14 protein-coding genes are annotated in these 17,178 nt (G+C 38.7%); 12 read left to right on the forward strand and 2 right to left on the reverse strand.

All coding sequences use genetic code 11. The features are described 5' to 3' along the window. Window positions 1-174 precede the first annotated feature (174 nt). Entirely contained in the window at window positions 175-2,118 is a 1,944-nt protein-coding gene (locus tag AEQ18_RS02910; protein WP_054114865.1) for an NAD(P)/FAD-dependent oxidoreductase, read from the reverse strand. Window positions 2,119-2,389: 271 nt separating this feature from the next. On the opposite strand from AEQ18_RS02910, the gene pplA reads away from it, so the two are divergent. The 11 genes from pplA to menA all read left to right on the forward strand — a co-directional run bounded on the left by pplA (window position 2,390) and on the right by menA (window position 12,074). After that, window positions 2,390-3,331 (forward strand): extracellular electron transfer flavoprotein PplA, encoded by a 942-nt coding sequence (gene pplA / locus AEQ18_RS02915; RefSeq protein ID WP_054114866.1) that lies wholly within the window; start codon window positions 2,390-2,392, stop codon window positions 3,329-3,331. A gap of 221 nt (window positions 3,332-3,552) precedes the next feature. Next, window positions 3,553-4,020, forward strand: coding sequence for a hypothetical protein (locus AEQ18_RS02920; protein WP_054114867.1), 468 nt, complete (start codon window positions 3,553-3,555; stop codon window positions 4,018-4,020). Beyond that, entirely contained in the window at window positions 4,001-4,501 is a 501-nt protein-coding gene (locus AEQ18_RS02925; protein WP_054114868.1) for a thioredoxin family protein, read from the forward strand. The genes AEQ18_RS02920 and AEQ18_RS02925 overlap by 20 nt, the downstream gene beginning before the upstream one ends. Window positions 4,502-4,527: 26 nt before the next feature. Then, window positions 4,528-5,427 (forward strand): ATP-binding cassette domain-containing protein, encoded by a 900-nt coding sequence (locus tag AEQ18_RS02930; protein WP_054114869.1) that lies wholly within the window; start codon window positions 4,528-4,530, stop codon window positions 5,425-5,427. Beyond that, a complete protein-coding gene (locus tag AEQ18_RS02935) occupies window positions 5,411-6,133 on the forward strand; it encodes an ABC transporter permease (protein ID WP_054114870.1) in 723 nt (240 codons plus the stop codon). The genes AEQ18_RS02930 and AEQ18_RS02935 overlap by 17 nt, the downstream gene beginning before the upstream one ends. Window positions 6,134-6,150: 17 nt before the next feature. Then, on the forward strand, window positions 6,151-6,705 hold the full coding sequence (locus AEQ18_RS02940) for a hypothetical protein (protein WP_054114871.1): 555 nt from the start codon (window positions 6,151-6,153) through the stop codon (window positions 6,703-6,705). Between the two features lie 963 nt (window positions 6,706-7,668). Further along, window positions 7,669-8,340: a sensor histidine kinase gene (locus AEQ18_RS15890; RefSeq protein ID WP_235505476.1), complete on the forward strand. Its 672-nt coding sequence runs from the start codon at window positions 7,669-7,671 to the stop codon at window positions 8,338-8,340. Beyond that, on the forward strand, window positions 8,337-9,089 hold the full coding sequence (locus AEQ18_RS02950) for a LytR/AlgR family response regulator transcription factor (protein WP_235505477.1): 753 nt from the start codon (window positions 8,337-8,339) through the stop codon (window positions 9,087-9,089). Before AEQ18_RS15890 ends, AEQ18_RS02950 begins: the two co-directional genes overlap by 4 nt. Window positions 9,090-9,506: 417 nt before the next feature. Beyond that, window positions 9,507-9,776 carry a hypothetical protein gene (locus AEQ18_RS02955; RefSeq protein ID WP_054114874.1) on the forward strand — a complete coding sequence of 90 codons (270 nt, stop codon included), beginning with the start codon at window positions 9,507-9,509 and terminating at the stop codon, window positions 9,774-9,776. Window positions 9,777-10,033: 257 nt separating this feature from the next. Continuing rightward, on the forward strand, window positions 10,034-11,110 hold the full coding sequence (locus tag AEQ18_RS02960) for an FAD:protein FMN transferase (RefSeq protein WP_054114875.1): 1,077 nt from the start codon (window positions 10,034-10,036) through the stop codon (window positions 11,108-11,110). Window positions 11,111-11,120: 10 nt separating this feature from the next. Continuing rightward, window positions 11,121-12,074 (forward strand): 1,4-dihydroxy-2-naphthoate polyprenyltransferase, encoded by a 954-nt coding sequence (gene menA / locus AEQ18_RS02965; protein WP_054114876.1) that lies wholly within the window; start codon window positions 11,121-11,123, stop codon window positions 12,072-12,074. A 63-nt stretch (window positions 12,075-12,137) separates the two neighbouring features. Here menA and AEQ18_RS02970 read toward each other — a convergent pair whose 3' ends face one another. After that, on the reverse strand, window positions 12,138-13,100 hold the full coding sequence (locus tag AEQ18_RS02970) for a biotin--[acetyl-CoA-carboxylase] ligase (RefSeq protein WP_054114877.1): 963 nt from the start codon (window positions 13,098-13,100) through the stop codon (window positions 12,138-12,140). A 433-nt stretch (window positions 13,101-13,533) separates the two neighbouring features. Between AEQ18_RS02970 and rpoB the strand changes: the two genes are divergently transcribed. Then, a complete protein-coding gene (gene rpoB, locus AEQ18_RS02980; protein ID WP_054114878.1) occupies window positions 13,534-17,151 on the forward strand; it encodes a DNA-directed RNA polymerase subunit beta in 3,618 nt (1,205 codons plus the stop codon). Window positions 17,152-17,178 lie beyond the last annotated feature (27 nt).

A 17,178-nucleotide genomic window follows, 5' to 3' on the forward strand; every position in this document is an offset into this window, starting at 1 on the left:
TGACATGGGATCTGTTTCATTCTAGCACAATCACCCATTCTTCTACTAGGTCTATCCGCCAATTTATAGGCAAGTGCATAGGAACGATCCATAATTTGGAAAAAGACTAAGACACTGATCAAAAATCAGGCTGTCTCAGTCTTTTCTCGTGCTATTGAATTGATCCTCAAAGGATTATTTTTTGCCGTATAAAGATCGTGGTGTACCGTACCACCATTTACCTACAGTACGTTGCAACCATGGAATCACCCAACGGTCTAAACCAACTGCGCGGCCAGAACCATTCATCAAGGCGAAGGCAACTGGAATGAACCAGATGTTGACCCAATAGAACATGCCGGACATACAGAAAGTGATCACCAAGATAATCGTTGTTGCGTTGACTAACCATGTGAACAAACCAGCCATCAAAGCCAAAGCCAAAGCAATTTCAGCGAAGACCATGAATTTTTGGAAGAACATTGCGACATCGTTGTTCGGCATGATGAATTGCATCACTTTTGTGAACCAATCAGGTGATTTTTCGATCACGATCATTGGTTGTTCGCCGTAAGCATAGCTTAAACCGAAATGCGCTGCTTGTGTTGCCGCTTCACCAGCTGCTTCACCAGCGCCACTTGCTGCACTTGCTGCATCTGCCGCTTCGCTCGCGCCACTTGCCGCGTCTGCAACAGTTTGATATTCCCAAGTCCATGGGAAGACACTGTTTCCTTGGAACCAAGAACCTTCACCAAACCAAGTGCTTGGTTTGAATACTTCACCATTGTCGCCTAAGATTTTGGTAAAGGCTTCAATGAACCAAACCAAACCGTAGAAAATACGTAAAGGCACACTCCACAAGACATTACCATAACGAGAAGTATGGCCGCGGGCCACTGTCCGGTCGTCTTTGATGTGGAAAATTTCATGCATCAAGTATTGGAACATATAGTAACCTGAACGAATATCAAAGAAATATTTTAAGTTGACGATATGCTTCATAATGATGGCTAAGAAACCACTTAAATGAATTTTGTTAAATAAGTTCGCTACGCCCCATTTCGCGCCGATCGATACCATAAATCCTTGATAGTTCCCTTTGAATTTATGTTTCTCGCCGCCTTTGATGGCTGCTACGATATTGCTTGCCGCAGTATGACCAGTTTGTTCAGCTGCTTGCACGATTTGTGGTGTTGGCGTATTCGGGAATTCTTCGAAGTAAACCAAGTCACCGATAATATACATATTTTTGTCTTCATAGCCTTTGGCTTCCATATATTCATTGGCAACCAAACGGAACCCACGGGCTGTTTCCAAACCAAAGTCAGCTGCATCGCTCGTTCCTTTCACACCAGCTGTCCAAATCAAGGTATGCGTTGGTACAGTTGACCCATCTTTCAATTTGATATGGTCAGGTGCGACTTCAACGATTGGTGCGTTCAAGACCAAATCAACATGATTTTTCTTCAAGTAACGTTCTGCTTTAGCTGCATCGTTACGATCCAACATGTTCAAGATCGTTGGCATTGCTTCAACGACTTTCAGGCTGATCTCGCTTGCATCTAACTTGTAATCTTCTGCTAGACGGTCTTTCCATTCAATCAGTTCACCGATCATTTCGATCCCAGTAAATCCAGAACCGCAGACAACGAATGTCAACATTGCTTTACGCAAAGCTGCATCCGGTTCGATCGCTGCTTTTGCGACAGTTTTTTCGATATGTTCGCGAATGCGGACAGCATCGTCGAATGACCACAACGTGAAGCCATGTTCTTTAACACCAGGCGTACCGAAGTCGTTTGGCTCGCCACCCATACCAAGAACAAGGTAATCAAAGGAATAGCTGCCTAATTTTGTTTGAACAGTTTTATTTTCTTTATCGATACCTGTTACAGTATCGGTAACCAAGCGGACATTTTTCTTACGGGCGAACAAACGTTGCAGATCGTATTGGATCGCAGTTGGTTCAACGCGTCCTCCAGCGACTTCATGCAGTTCAGTCATCATCGTGTGATAAGAGTGACGGTCGATCAATGTTATCTCAACATCATTGTCTTTTTTTAGCTTTTTTGCCATGTACTTTGTTGCAGAAACCCCTGCATAACCCGCACCGACAACGACAATGTTTTTCTTTGCCATTGCAAATCTCTCCTTAGTAAAAAATAATCTATGATAATAATTACACAATCGCTCCTATTATATAGAGAAAAGTTCCATTTGTCTAACTATTCTGTTGAAAAAAATAGGGATTTCATGAAATTCGTGAAAATTTCCGGAAATCAAAAAAGAAAGTAAATTTATGTGAAAAAGCGTTAAGTAAGCGGTTGACATATTGATAATTTACTTTACAATGTTATATATATCACAAACTTTTTTGTGGGAAAAATAATATAGTAAAAGGTGGATAATCATGAAAGCAAAGAAATTGATTGTAGGTATGGCAGTATTTTCATTCGCAGCGTTATTGTTAGGGGGCTGCGGATCAGACAACAACAGTGCTGACTCTTCGTCAACTAACGAAACAACATCACAAAGTTCTACAGTGGCATCATCAACGGCAACAAGTGAAAGTGAAGCGACAGTGGTGGCTGGCGCGCCTATGCAAGATGGCACTTACAAGTTAGAAGAAAAGAATTATAAAAATGATTATAGAGTATCATTTGAGATCACAGTCGTAGATGGCAAGATCACAGAGTCTAAGTATGACAACATCAATGCCGATGGCGAATCAAAAACAGAAAACACTGAATACAATGAAACGATGAAAGAAAAAGCAGGTATCAGCCCAGAAGAATTTATTCCTAAATTCAATGAAGAGTTGGTTGCTGCCCAAAGCCCATCTTCGATCGAAGTGGTTTCAGGTGCGACACATTCATTTGATTCATTCCAAAACTATGCACAACAATTGATCCAAGCAGCACAAGCCGGCAATACAGAAACGATCGAGATCGATAATGGCGCAGACTTGCAAGATGGAACATATACTTTAGAAGAAAAGAACTATTCTAACGGTTACCGAGTAGCCTTCTCTATCACAGTTGCCGATGGCAAAGTATCAGAATCAAACTATGACTATGTCAATGAAGCTGGCGAATCGAAGAAAGATGATGCCGACTACAACGAAAACATGAAAGCAAAATCTGGTACCAACCCTGAAGAATTCATTCCAAACTTCAACGAAGAATTCGTCACAGCAGTCAATGCAGAAGATGGGTCAGTTGCTGACATGGACGTCGTTTCAGGTGCGACACACAGCTTCCACAGCTTTGTGATCTATGCACAACAATTATTGAACGCTGCTGAAAAAGGCGATCAAACACCAATCGAAGTTGACAACTTTGTCACTGAATAAGCTTCTAGCAATACATGAACAGCATCCTGAGGGATGCTGTTTTTTTGTTAGGTGAAAAGAAACAACACTATAACAGAACACTTAAGAAGTCTTAATCGTTAATTTTTCTCGTGAAATTGCGTTTAAGACTGAAATTATATATTTGGCGAAAGAAATGTGTGCCTTTGATGAATTTATATAAACTATAAGTAGTTAGACAAATAAAAAAGGAGGCAGGAGGTATGTTACAGAATTTAAATAGCAAACTAACAAGCATTCCATTTTCATCTTTCGAAATGGTAGAAAAGGCGAATGGTGAACCAGTTGTAATGCTAGAAATTTTCAAGCTGCTCAAATGTCATCCTAAGAGTAAAAATGACGATCTGCACATATACAATACTGAAATCATAATGATAGTTAATAACCAATTATTTATAAAACAAAATGGAAAAGACCAAGTGGATGTTTTTGTGAACGATATCTTCAATCATTTAGAAGAAGATAGCCATTTTTTATTATTTATTGATAATGGTTCCTTAATCGACAATACCTCATTTCTAAAAGATCAGGTGAGGAATCTGTTGCTTTCCATGGATAGGAAGTGGGTTGAACTCCTTCATTTGGAAGGCTCAATTAGTGGGTTTTTAGTGGATAAAGTGATTGAAACGGAATTAGGGGAGGGAAAAAGAGATGAGCTTAAAACAATATAAAAAACTGCTACTTCCTATGATATTCATTCTAACTATAAGCGCTGCTAGCAACTTAAAAATAAAAGAAAAATCAAATCAACATAAAGAAGAATTGTACCAAGCTAAGATGGACTATCCAGAAATTTACGATTATATGGATTCATTAAGCTTTGAATCTTTTGAAGCAAATGTTCAAAATAGTGAATTGCTAGTTTATATTGGAAGAACTGATTGCGGTGATTGTACTGACTTTGAACCAAGGTTCATTTCGATGCTTGAAGAAAGGAGTATGAATCAGAGAATTATGTATTTGAATGTTTCAAAGTTGAGGCAAGATAAAAATAAATGGGAGACATTCAAAGATACCTACAATGTAATATACACACCAACACTTGCACATTTCAAAGAAGGGGAATTAATTAGCAAGGTAGAATGGACGCCAGAAAGAGGCACTGTACTATCTGAATTCGCAGATTGGCTAGACGATATTATAGTCGGGTAACCTAATTTAACAAGGAGTGGCAACTAGTGAGCAGACTAATCTTTAAGACGACTGATTTGACAAAAAAATATAAGGAATCTACAGCTTTGGATCATATCAATATGTCAGTTTATGAAGGAGATATTTATGGAGTTATTGGTAAAAATGGATCAGGTAAAACTACATTAATGCGAATCATGACTGGGTTGACTTTCCCCACATCGGGTGAATATGACTTTTCCAAAAAAGATATAAAGGTTGGTGCAGTTATAGAATCTCCAGCTGTTTATCCAGAATTAAGTGCTTTTGAAAATTTATCCTATGCTGCGATTCAAAAAAATGTCACTGGAAAAACTGTTGTCGCACAGACTCTTGAATTTGTCGGGTTGGAAAAAACGTATAAGAAAAAAGTTCGTGATTTTTCTTTAGGGATGCGTCAAAGATTAAGCATAGGATTGGCAATCATAAACGATCCAGATGTATTGATTTTAGATGAACCGATAAATGGTTTAGATCCAGCTGGAATCATTGAAATGCGAAAGATGATCCATCGAATCAATCAAGAATTGAAAACGACCGTTATTATTTCTAGCCATATCCTCTCAGAACTATCAATGGTAGCAACTAGATACGGTATTATTCAGGATGGAAAATTAATCAAAGAGTTTTCCAATAGCGAATTAGAAGAGCAGCTAACATGTACTTATATTTTAGCTGTTTCAGATAAGGAAGCGACACTAAAGCTGATTGAAGAAGAATGTATCGACATATTAAGTCTAGAAAATAACAAAATTACTTTTCGTACAGATAATGAGACATTGCTTACTTTTTGCGAGATGCTATCTGATCGGAAAATTAGTATCTATCAACTACAGCATGTGAGAAAAGAGTTGGAGGATATATTTTTAGAAATAGTTGGAGGAGATCACCATGTCTCAGTTAATTAAGGCAGATATGTACCGATTATCAAAATCAAAGATAATATATGTGGTAGTACTCCTTGAAATGTTTGCAGTTCTACTCGCTGTCCAGATATTGTCAACAGAAAATAGACTGTCATTACTTCATAATTTATTGATTAATGGAACAATCTTTTTGCCTATGCTGTTTATCCCCATTTATGTGTTGATATGGCAGAATGACTTTGTAAATAGAACGATAAATTCTGTACTTATCTCCGGACTTTCAAGACAAAGATATTATGTAAGCAAAGTCGCCATTACATTTATTATGGGTATTCTATTTGTTATGATATATAGTTGTTTTTCATTCGTATATACTTTGATTCTTCAAGGAAACGTTGATTTTCCCGGTTTTGTAAGAATTGTAGGCGTTCAAACTGTACTATATCTTGTTGTTTTAGTCATAGGGCTATTTTTCTTCAGCCTAGAGAATTCAGCAGCCTTATCGACAGCATCCTATGTCTTGTTTGTGCTTTTAGGCGAAGATATTGCAAATATATTCTTAGGTCATTTCGGCATAAACACACAAAGGTTATCACAATATTATTTATTTAAAAACCTTGCACTAGTAGCTCAAGTGGACGCGATAAGTCAAACGCAGTTGGTAAAAATGTTGGTAAGTGGATTTGTGGTTCTATGTTTCATAGGTATTGGAACGATAATAATGGTTCAGAAGAAAGAATTAAAGTAATGAGTAGAGGTATAAGGATGAAAAAGAAACTATTAATCATTTTATGCTGTATGACCGCGATGGGTTTGCTGGTTTTTAGCTATGTAAATGAAGATGAAGCCTATGTAAATAAAAATTGGGAACTAACGTCTGACCAAATGAAGAATATAACAATAAAAGGAATTAGTCAGGATGTAGATATTTATTTGCAAAAAGGAGAAACGAATCAACTTTTATTAGAAGGGCTTATGCCCGTTTCATTTGCAGAAAAATTAGCTGACTTTCATCCAGGTAATGAAGAAATGGTTCTTGATTTTGCTACATCAATGGGAATAAGTGTAGCAAAAATAAGTGGTGACAAGTTAAAAATGATTGTCCGTACAACGGATGAGACAAATGTAGAAAAACTATTAGTTCAGATTAACAAAGGTAATGTGTATATAGAGCAAGATAAAGTATTTGCCAATTCATATGAACTAAAAACCAATCAAGGAGTAGTCAGCCAGCCAGATCAGAAAAGTGTTACACAAGGATCAATAAAAGTTGAATTGGGTTTTGGAGATATAACTGTGAATGTTTTTGAGGAGGAATGATTGATGTATGCACACACAATGCAAAATAGTCTATGATTAATTGTGCGAATTTTCTTTGATCTTTAAAAACACAATACATTTATATCCATATTTTTAAACACTTCGTGGTTTCGATTCTAGGAAGTGTTTTTTCAGTTTAAAGTTTGATACAGATGTTTTTATAGTTAATTTGCTGAAAACCATCAATTGAAAATAAAACTTTAGGTGAAATAATGTGATTATTAATCGAAAAACATAATTTTTTTGATTTATTTTAGTTAATATGCGAATTTGATAAATTGTTTAATGATATAATAAGTGTAACTCTAAAAGAAAGAGAGATCCATAAATATGTGGCATCTTTATACATTTTATCAGTCATTTTTATTATTTCTGGTTAGTTATTTTCTAGATAACGGTACTGTTAAAACGATACATTCGAAGCAAATAATTCCGGCTGTTATATTGTGTGTGTGTTCAGCAATATCTGGAATATTTATTGGGATATATGGTGCCTTATTTATGCTCATTAGTGTATACATGTTAAATTTTCAACGCAACAATAACTGGGTTCGATCTCTTGGAATTGTTTCAAATGCGTCTATTTTATTAGTTATTTCTGATCATTTAACATCTGTATTAGTATTTTTTATGGGGAATGAAGGTTATATGGAAACTTCATTTTCTAATCAAACTTTTTACGGTATTTATTTTGGTGTGGTTACGATGATTTTAACATTTGTTGTTTCATATATTTTAAAATATTTTAGGATAAGCAAGCAAATAGATTTAAGAAATAACAATATATTCATATTTATAAATTTTTTCATTCTTATTACGTACTATTGCAATATTTTTCTTGGTTCTTATCTAGGTAATACATCAGACTTGATTCGGTTAAACTTCTTTTTCTTTTTATTATATTTATGCTTATCTATCATAGCTTTCAGTTTCTACTATCGAACGATGAAAGAAAAATATAACTTGATCAAAAAAGAGTCGGATTATAAAGTACTAATGGAATATACGGAGTCAATTGAAAACCAATATAAAGAAGTTAGAAAGTTTCGGCATGATTTTCAGAATATTTTAAATTCTCTGGATGATTACATTATGTCCGATGATTTTTCGGGCTTAAAAGATTATTACTTAAATGAGATCAAACCAACGTCTGAAGGGATTTCAGATATGAACTTTAAATTAACGGAGCTGCAAAATATTAAACAAAGAGAAATCAAAAGTGTCTTAGCGTTAAAACTAGTAACTGCTCAAATGTCTGGTATAGAGATAGATTTAGAAATCAAAGAAGTGATTGAAGATTTTCCGCTAGATTCCATAATTTTAGTCAGATCCTTAGGAATATTATTAGATAACGCGATTGAAGCACTAGAAGAATTAAGAATTGGCAAGTTAGCTATTGCTATCTTTAAAAATAAAAAAGAAACACAAATCATTATTCAAAATGATTGTGCAGTTCACATGCCATCTATTCAATTACTTAAAAAAGAAGGATTTTCTACCAAAGGAGAAAATAGAGGTCTTGGTCTTAGCAATATAAAAGAGATGTTAGCTAATTATAAAAATGTAGTGCTAAAAACCACTATCAAAGATCAATTGTTTACCCAACAATTCATTATTACTAGGAGGGACATATGATGCTATCAGTCTATATATGTGAGGACAATAGAAAGCAACGAGAAAAAATAGAACAAATTGTCAAAAAATTTATTATGATCGAAGCTTTAGATATGAAACTAACACTGTCTTCTGATGACCCGAAAGAAATTCTAGATTATGTCCAGCAACATCCTGAAAATGTGGGTTTATACTTCTTGGATATTGATTTAGGTCATGAAATGAATGGGATGATGCTAGCCTCTGAGCTTAGAGAGTTAGATGATTTAGGGAAAATCGTATTTGTCACCACACATACGGAAATGTCATTTTTGACTTTCACCTATAAAATAGAAGCAATGGATTTCATTATGAAAGATCAAAATGATCAGTTGCAAGAAAAAGTCCAAAGCTGTATCAAGACGGCCTACCAAAGATATGTCAATGATCGCAGTGGTAAGAAAAAGCTGTTTCAAGTGAAAATAGGCGACACACAACAAAGTTTATCAATAGATGAAATTATCGCGTTTGAAGCTTCAACATCAGCACATCGAATCATTGTATATACAGAAAATAGCGAAATAGAATTTTATGATACAATGAAGAATGTAGAAAAAAAGTTGCCTAATTTTTATAGGAGTCATAAGTCTTATTTGATTAATATAAATCATGTCTCTTGTCTTAAAAAACATGAACGAGTAGTGGAGATGTCAAATGGAATGGAATGCTTTGTATCAGTTAGGGCCTTGTCTAAGCTTGTTAATATTTTGTATGAAAGACATATGACATAATCATTAGCCAAAATGAAGTATTAAAACAAAATCAAGTGACGGTTTACTTAACTTTAAGAACATATTTCCATGAATATTAAATACTCAAAATGATACATAACTAACCAATAGTCATTACAGATGTTTCCACGTCTACTTTTGGAAAACTATAATTGATTCAGAAGTTCGGATGACATATCTTTAATAATCACCAAAGTAATACGTTAACTAAATAAGCTTCTATCAATACATGAACAGCATCCTGAGGGATGCTGTTTTTTTGTCCATCAAAAAGTATATACCTAGCTGTTTTTTTCACGAGATTCATCGTGGTGTGAAAAATGTGAGTATCTATTCTGGTACTGTCCATTATATAGTGAAGTCAAAAGCCTCAGTATAAGTCTAATTAGACATACCAACAAATGAAAGGATGTTTTTTTGAAAATAGATAAAATCGATTTTTCTGCTTTTGTGTATAAAATGAGTTGCTTGGAGTATTCCTACTACTTGATAAAAAATGGGCAATCAAATATCACCTTAACAAGCAAAGAAAAAGAAGAGGTAGAAAGTATTATTTATAACCAATTACATAGAGCTTTACTGTCTTCACGACGCACCTATTTGTTCTCCTCTAAAGTCAAACTATCCAAAAAAGAAAAAGCCATTTATAAATTATTAAAGAAATATGCGCATATCGTTGAGACGTAAGACAATGGAAATGTTAAAGCGCGCATCAATTGATTGATAGTGAAACGATCGATAAGCTCTCTTTTATTCAGGCAGTATTCGTGTATGTTTGAACGAGGTGGCTCATAGTGAACCACCCACGAAGTGAAATCCGCATGCTATTTTCTCCGACCATTAAAGAATCCTAAAACCAGCACCGAATCATGGAAAAACCCTTTTCATCGATGCAAAAAAAGGCTATTATATGATGGTTGAAATCAATAGAAAAGAGGAAAATCATGAAAAAGAAATTACCGTTTTTTCTGATGATTGTTTTATGTGTCACAATGTTGGCAGCATGCGGCAGTGAAAAGGAAACAACCACACTTAGAGACGATCCTTATTATCAAGAAGAATTTTTGTTAGGCACTTATACCCGTATTCGTATTTATGATGAAGGCAAGGAATCTGCGATGGAACCAGCTTTTGCCCGCATCAAGGAGTTGGGGGACAAGATCACGATCAATCAATCGGGTTCTGAGATCGATGAGATCAATTCTCAGGCTGGGATCAAACCGGTCAAAGTGTCCGATGATATCTACTACTTGTTAAAGGACGCTTATGCGTATAGTGAAAAGTCGGATGGCGGATTCAATATGGCGATCGGTGCAATCACACAATTGTGGCGCATTGGATTTGACGATGCCCGCAAACCAGAACAGTCAGAGATCGATGAAGCGTTGAAACATATCGATTACAATAAAGTTGAATTCAATGACGATGACCAAACGGTTTATTTGCCGGACAAAGACATGATCATTGATTTGGGTGCGATCGCCAAAGGATACATCACAGACGAAGTGGTCAAAGTGTTGAAAGACAATGGGGTCACTTCAGCAATCGTTGATTTAGGCGGAAATGTTTATGTGCTTGGTCATAGCAATCGCGGGGAAGATGAACCGTGGAATGTCGGCATTCAAGATCCAAATAAATCTCGTGGCTCGATCATTGGCAGTATCAAAGAAACCAACAAAACAGTCGTCACATCAGGTATTTATGAACGCTACTTGAAAGTCGGCAATCAGACGTACCATCATATTTTTGATTCAGAAACTGGCTATCCTTATGACAATGATGTAGCGAGTGTGACTGTCATTACCGACAAATCTATCGATGGCGATGGGTTAACGACTGTGGCCTTTGATAAAGGGGTCAAGGAAGGGCTTGCGTACATCGAAGAACATACAGAAGATGGTACGGATGCGATTTTCATCACCAAAGAAGACATTGTCTATGTGACAGATGGCATCAAAGATACCTTTGAATTGTCGGATGAATCTGGGTATACGATGGGAGATCGTTCAGATCTAGAGTAGGAGGAGTCAAATGTCCCTTGCGGTATTTTTAGAAGTTGTGGAGCTGCGGACCAAAGTAGCAAGTGTGTTTCCCTTTGTGATGGGGGTACTGTTCTCTTTGGTGTATTTTCATGAAATACATCCGATAAATACAGTCATCTTTTTTATCGGTATGCTGGTTTTTGATTTGACCACCACATCGATCAATAACTATATGGACTTTAGAAAAGCCAAATCAGAGCAATACAAGTTTGAACACAATGTGATTGGACGAGAAAAAGTACCGGAAGCATTGGTGCGCAACATGATTTTTGGGATGTTGGCATTGACCTTTGTGATTGGCTTGTATTTGACCTATGCGACAGGTTGGCTGCTGCTGGTGATGGGGGCTGTGGTTTGTTTCATTGGGGTCTTTTATACCTTTGGGCCAATCCCGCTGTCTCGGATGCCGTTAGGTGAAGTCTTTAGTGGATTTACGATGGGCTTGGGGATTTTTGCGATCACAATCTATATCAATACTGTGAATCAAAAAGTCTTTTATCTAGCCCTTGATTTTGCGAGTGGGACATTTGGTCTGATTGGCAATCTTTGGGCGGTTTGCGCCATCGTGTTGGCTTCCTTACCGTTGGTGTTTACGATCGCCAATATTATGTTGGCCAATAATTTACGGGATTTAGAAGCGGATATCGAGAACCATCGGTATACGTTGGTCTATTATATTGGCCGTCAACATGGGATCCAATTGTTTCAAGGCATGATGCTGGCGTCATATGCCGCCTTGCTGCTAGGTTTCTTGTTTGGGATTTTTCAATGGCCGATTTTACTGGTCTTCTTGTCCTTGCCTAAAATTCGCCAAAATTTGAAGGCACATCAAGCCAGTCTGCCTCATCCGAAGAGCTTTGGTTATTCGATCAAGAACATGATTTTATTCAATAGTTGTTATGCTGGTGGTTTGCTGCTGTGCTTATTATGGCAACTGATTTGAATCGACAAAAAACGTCTGCGATGCATCAGCCAAATGGTTGATCTTTCGCAGACGTTTTTGCGTTTAGTATTTCTCTAGACTGATCTCACCAGAAGACAAGACCTTGGTCTCCGTGGCAGTTTTGACCACTAGTTCCCCCGTTGAAGTAATATCTTGTGCGATCCCTTCATAGGTGACCCCTTGTTGGGTAAATTGGACGTGGCGTCCTAAGACAAAGGACTTCTCACGGTAACGACCCAAATAATCGTCGTTAGGCAATGCAGCCAATAAAGCAAAGAAGCGGGTCCAAATCTCAGTGATCAAAGTACTGCGAGAAAAGGTTGGTGCTTCTTCGTGGGCAAACAGTGAAGTGGCTTTGTTGCGAATCTCAGCTGGGAAGTCGGACTGGGGAATCGAGAAACTAATGCCGATCCCAATAATGATCGATGTGATCCGTCCGCTCTCGAAATCACTCGTGGCTTCAGACAAGATACCGCAGATTTTCTTGCCGTCTAAATAAATGTCGTTGACCCATTTGATCGACGTTTGTTGACCCAATAAAGCATCAATGGCTTCAGCAACAGCAACAGCAGCCAGTACAGTGTATTGGGGCAATTCTTGGAAAGATTGGTTGGGTTTCAAGAGCAGGCTCATATAGATTCCTTGTTTTTTCGGTGAAAAGAAGGGCCGATTAAAACGACCATGGCCGCCTAATTGCGTTTCAGTCAGAAACAAGGCCGGTGTCGTCACATCAAGCTCAAGCGCCGCCAATTTGGCTTCTTTCATGGTCGATTCAGTCGCTTCACTCGTACGAATCGTGGGAATCATGGCTAAATCTTTGCTCAATGCTGCGGCATTGTACAAATCAGTAGAAAGATAGCGATAGCCGTTGGCCAAATGGTCAAATTGATAGCCTTCTTTTTCCAATTCTTTGATGGCTTTCCAGACGGCGGTTCGAGAGATTGCCAATGATTGGGCAATTTTTTCGCCAGATAACACGACATCTGATTGCTGGAGCAAATGCAGGATTTTTTCTTTGGTTGTCATAGCCGATTTCCTTTCAATATGTTTCACGTGTAACGTTTTCGTAAGCATAGCAAGAAAATAAGAAAAAGCAAAGAATTTTCAGATAAAATTTCGAGATAACGCGTCCATTTTTTCTTAAAAAAATCTTAGCATTTGCCCCCATCAGAAAAGGATTGGAACTTCCAATGAAAGCTTGACAGAAAAGTGTTTCATCTGTATAATAAGGAGTTGCAAAAACTATCTGAACGAAAAAAGCAGAAACGAAATATTGTCCGTTTCGGCGTAGGAATAGGAAAACAAAAGTAGAAAATGCCCAATGCATCTGTTCTATTTTTGGTTTTTTTTTGCCTAAATGCCGCAAAAAATGCTTTCTGTTACACATACTTAATATTTGTAATAGTTTTGTAAATAATCGGATAGCCTTTTTGAAAGACTTTATGAAGAGGTGAAGAGCTTGGCTGGACACGTAGTAAAATACGGAAAGCACCGCGAACGTAGAAGTTTCGCACGGATCAGTGAAGTATTAGAATTACCGAATTTGATTGAAATTCAAACCGACTCTTACCAATGGTTCTTAGATGAGGGCCTAAGAGAAATGTTTGAAGATATTTTGCCGATCGAAGGATTTAATGGCAACTTGTCCCTTGAATTTGTTGATTATGAATTGAAAGAACCGAAGTACACAGTAGAAGAAGCCCGCGCCCATGATGCGAACTATTCCGCACCATTGCACGTCACATTGCGTTTGACAAACCGTGAAACTGGCGAAATCAAATCACAAGAAGTCTTCTTTGGCGATTTCCCATTGATGACAGAACAAGGCACATTCATTATCAACGGAGCGGAACGGGTTATCGTTTCTCAGTTGGTTCGTTCTCCAGGTGTCTATTTCCACGGTAAAGTGGACAAAAACGGAAAAGAAGGCTTTGGTTCAACGGTGATCCCTAACCGTGGTGCATGGTTAGAAATGGAAACTGATGCCAAAGATATTTCTTACGTACGGATCGACCGTACCCGCAAAATTCCTTTGACTGTCTTGGTCCGTGCTTTAGGGTTTGGTTCAGATGACACGATTTTTGAAATTTTCGGTGACAGTGATTCATTGCGCAACACGATCGAAAAAGACTTGCACAAAAACGCAAGCGATTCTCGTACAGAAGAAGGATTAAAAGATGTTTACGAACGTCTGCGTCCAGGCGAACCAAAAACAGCAGACAGCTCAAGAAGCTTGCTGAATGCCCGTTTCTTCGATCCAAAACGTTACGACTTAGCAAATGTTGGTCGTTACAAAGTCAACAAAAAATTAGATTTGAAAACACGTTTGTTGAATCTAACATTAGCAGAAACATTGGTTGATCCTGAAACAGGCGAAATCATCGTAGAAAAAGGCACTGTGTTGACGCATCAAGTTATGGAAACATTGGGCGCCTTTATCGATAATGGTTTGAACAGTGTGACTTACTATCCATCTGAAGATGGTGTTGTCACTGAACCAATGACTGTACAAGTCATCAAAGTCTTCTCACCAAAAGATCCTGAACAAGAAGTCAATGTGATTGGCAACGGTTATCCAGATACAGCTACACGGACGGTTCGTCCCGCAGATATCATTGCTTCAATGAGCTACTTCTTCAACTTGATGGAAGGAATCGGCAATGTCGATGATATCGATCACTTAGGGAATCGTCGGATCCGCTCTGTCGGTGAATTGCTGCAAAACCAATTCCGTATCGGTTTGGCACGGATGGAACGTGTGGTTCGGGAACGGATGTCGATCCAAGATACCGAAACATTGACACCACAACAATTGATCAATATTCGTCCAGTTGTTGCAAGTATCAAAGAATTCTTTGGTTCTTCTCAGTTGTCACAGTTCATGGACCAAACAAACCCATTGGGTGAGTTGACCCATAAACGTCGTCTATCTGCCTTAGGACCTGGTGGTTTGACTCGTGACCGCGCCGGCTATGAAGTCCGCGACGTTCACTATTCCCACTATGGCCGTATGTGTCCGATCGAAACGCCTGAAGGACCAAACATCGGGTTGATCAATAGCTTGGCGTCTTATGCGAAAGTCAACAAATATGGGTTTATCGAAACACCTTACCGTCGTGTGGATCGCGAAACAGGTCGCGTGACAGACAAAATCGATTATTTAACTGCTGATACCGAAGACCACTACGTTGTGGCCCAAGCGAACAGCTTGTTGAACGAAGATGGTTCATTCGTGAACGATGTCGTTATGGCCCGTGCCACTTCTGAAAACTTAGAAGTAACGATCGACAAAGTGGATTACATGGACGTTTCACCAAAACAAGTAGTTGCTGTCGCAACTGCATGTATTCCTTTCTTAGAAAACGATGACTCCAACCGTGCCTTGATGGGTGCCAACATGCAGCGTCAAGCTGTGCCGTTGATCAATCCGAAATCTCCTTGGGTCGGTACAGGTATGGAATATAAATCTGCCCATGACTCAGGTGCTGCATTACTATGCAAACAAGACGGAATCGTTGAGTATGTCGATGCTGCTGAAGTCCGCGTACGTCGCGACAACGGTGCGCTAGATGTATACTCAGTAACCAAATTCCGCCGTTCAAACTCAGGAACAAGTTATAACCAACGCCCATTGGTTGCCCTTGGCGAAAAAGTAGAAAAAGGCGATATCTTAGCAGATGGCCCTTCTATGGAAAATGGCGAAATGGCTTTAGGCCAAAACGTCCTAGTCGCATTCATGACTTGGGAAGGGTACAACTACGAAGATGCCATCATCATGAGCCGTCGTTTAGTCAAAGATGATGTATATACTTCGGTCCATATTGAAGAATATGAATCAGAAGCCCGTGATACAAAATTAGGACCTGAAGAAATCACCCGCGAAATCCCGAACGTAGGGGAAGACGCATTGAAAGACTTAGACGAAATGGGGATCATCCGCATTGGTGCTGAAGTCAAAGATGGCGACTTGCTTGTTGGTAAAGTTACACCGAAAGGCGTGACTGAACTATCTGCTGAAGAACGCTTATTGCATGCGATCTTTGGTGAAAAAGCCCGCGAAGTCCGTGATACATCCTTGCGTGTACCACATGGCGGCGGCGGTATCGTCCACGATGTCAAAATCTTTACCCGTGAAGCCGGCGATGAATTGTCACCTGGTGTCAATATGCTGGTTCGCGTTTATATCGTCCAAAAACGTAAAATCCATGAAGGGGATAAAATGGCCGGACGTCACGGAAACAAAGGGGTCGTTTCACGCATCATGCCTGAAGAAGACATGCCTTTCTTGCCAGACGGCACACCAGTCGATATCATGTTGAACCCATTAGGGGTACCTTCTCGGATGAACATCGGACAAGTATTGGAATTACACTTAGGAATGGCTGCCCGCCAACTAGGTATTCATGTCGCAACACCAGTCTTTGATGGTGCGAGTGATGAAGATGTTTGGGCAACTGTCGCAGAAGCTGGAATGGCCAGCGACGCTAAAACAGTCCTTTACGATGGCCGTACCGGAGAACCATTTGATGGTCGGATCTCTGTCGGTGTGATGTACATGATCAAATTGGCCCACATGGTCGATGACAAATTGCATGCCCGTTCAATCGGACCATACTCATTGGTTACACAACAACCATTGGGTGGTAAAGCCCAATTTGGTGGACAACGTTTCGGAGAAATGGAAGTATGGGCACTGGAAGCATATGGTGCTGCGTATACATTACAAGAAATCTTGACCTACAAATCTGATGATGTCGTTGGTCGTGTGAAAACATACGAAGCCATCGTCAAAGGTGAACCAATTCCAAAACCAGGCGTACCAGAATCATTCCGCGTATTAGTAAAAGAATTGCAATCATTAGGTCTAGACATGCGTGTCTTGGATATCGATGATGCAGAGATCGAATTGCGTGACATGGATGATGACGATGATGATTTGATCACCGTTGATGCCTTAACAAAATTCGCTGAGCAGCAAAATGCCCGTGAATTAGAACAAAAAGCACAAACAGAAGCTAAAAATGCCGCCGATGCGTTGAACCAACAAATCGAAACAGCAGAAGATCGCTTGCAATAATAGCCAAGTGCCGCTCTTTCCGCAACC

Source organism: Enterococcus sp. RIT-PI-f, assembly GCF_001297065.1.
GTDB lineage: Bacteria > Bacillota > Bacilli > Lactobacillales > Enterococcaceae > Enterococcus_D.

Excerpts from the sequence above, each read along its gene's own strand:
- AEQ18_RS02910 (WP_054114865.1), bottom strand. The coding sequence starts at position 2,118 with ATGGCAAAGAAAAACATTGTCGTTGTCGGTGCGGGTTATGCAGGGGTT.
- pplA (WP_054114866.1), top strand. The coding sequence starts at position 2,390 with ATGAAAGCAAAGAAATTGATTGTAGGTATGGCAGTATTTTCATTCGCA.
- AEQ18_RS02920 (WP_054114867.1), top strand. The coding sequence starts at position 3,553 with ATGTTACAGAATTTAAATAGCAAACTAACAAGCATTCCATTTTCATCT.
- AEQ18_RS02925 (WP_054114868.1), top strand. The coding sequence starts at position 4,001 with ATGAGCTTAAAACAATATAAAAAACTGCTACTTCCTATGATATTCATT.
- AEQ18_RS02935 (WP_054114870.1), top strand. The coding sequence starts at position 5,411 with ATGTCTCAGTTAATTAAGGCAGATATGTACCGATTATCAAAATCAAAG.
- AEQ18_RS02940 (WP_054114871.1), top strand. The coding sequence starts at position 6,151 with ATGAAAAAGAAACTATTAATCATTTTATGCTGTATGACCGCGATGGGT.
- AEQ18_RS02950 (WP_235505477.1), top strand. The coding sequence starts at position 8,337 with ATGATGCTATCAGTCTATATATGTGAGGACAATAGAAAGCAACGAGAA.
- AEQ18_RS02960 (WP_054114875.1), top strand. The coding sequence starts at position 10,034 with ATGAAAAAGAAATTACCGTTTTTTCTGATGATTGTTTTATGTGTCACA.
- menA (WP_054114876.1), top strand. The coding sequence starts at position 11,121 with ATGTCCCTTGCGGTATTTTTAGAAGTTGTGGAGCTGCGGACCAAAGTA.
- AEQ18_RS02970 (WP_054114877.1), bottom strand. The coding sequence starts at position 13,100 with ATGACAACCAAAGAAAAAATCCTGCATTTGCTCCAGCAATCAGATGTC.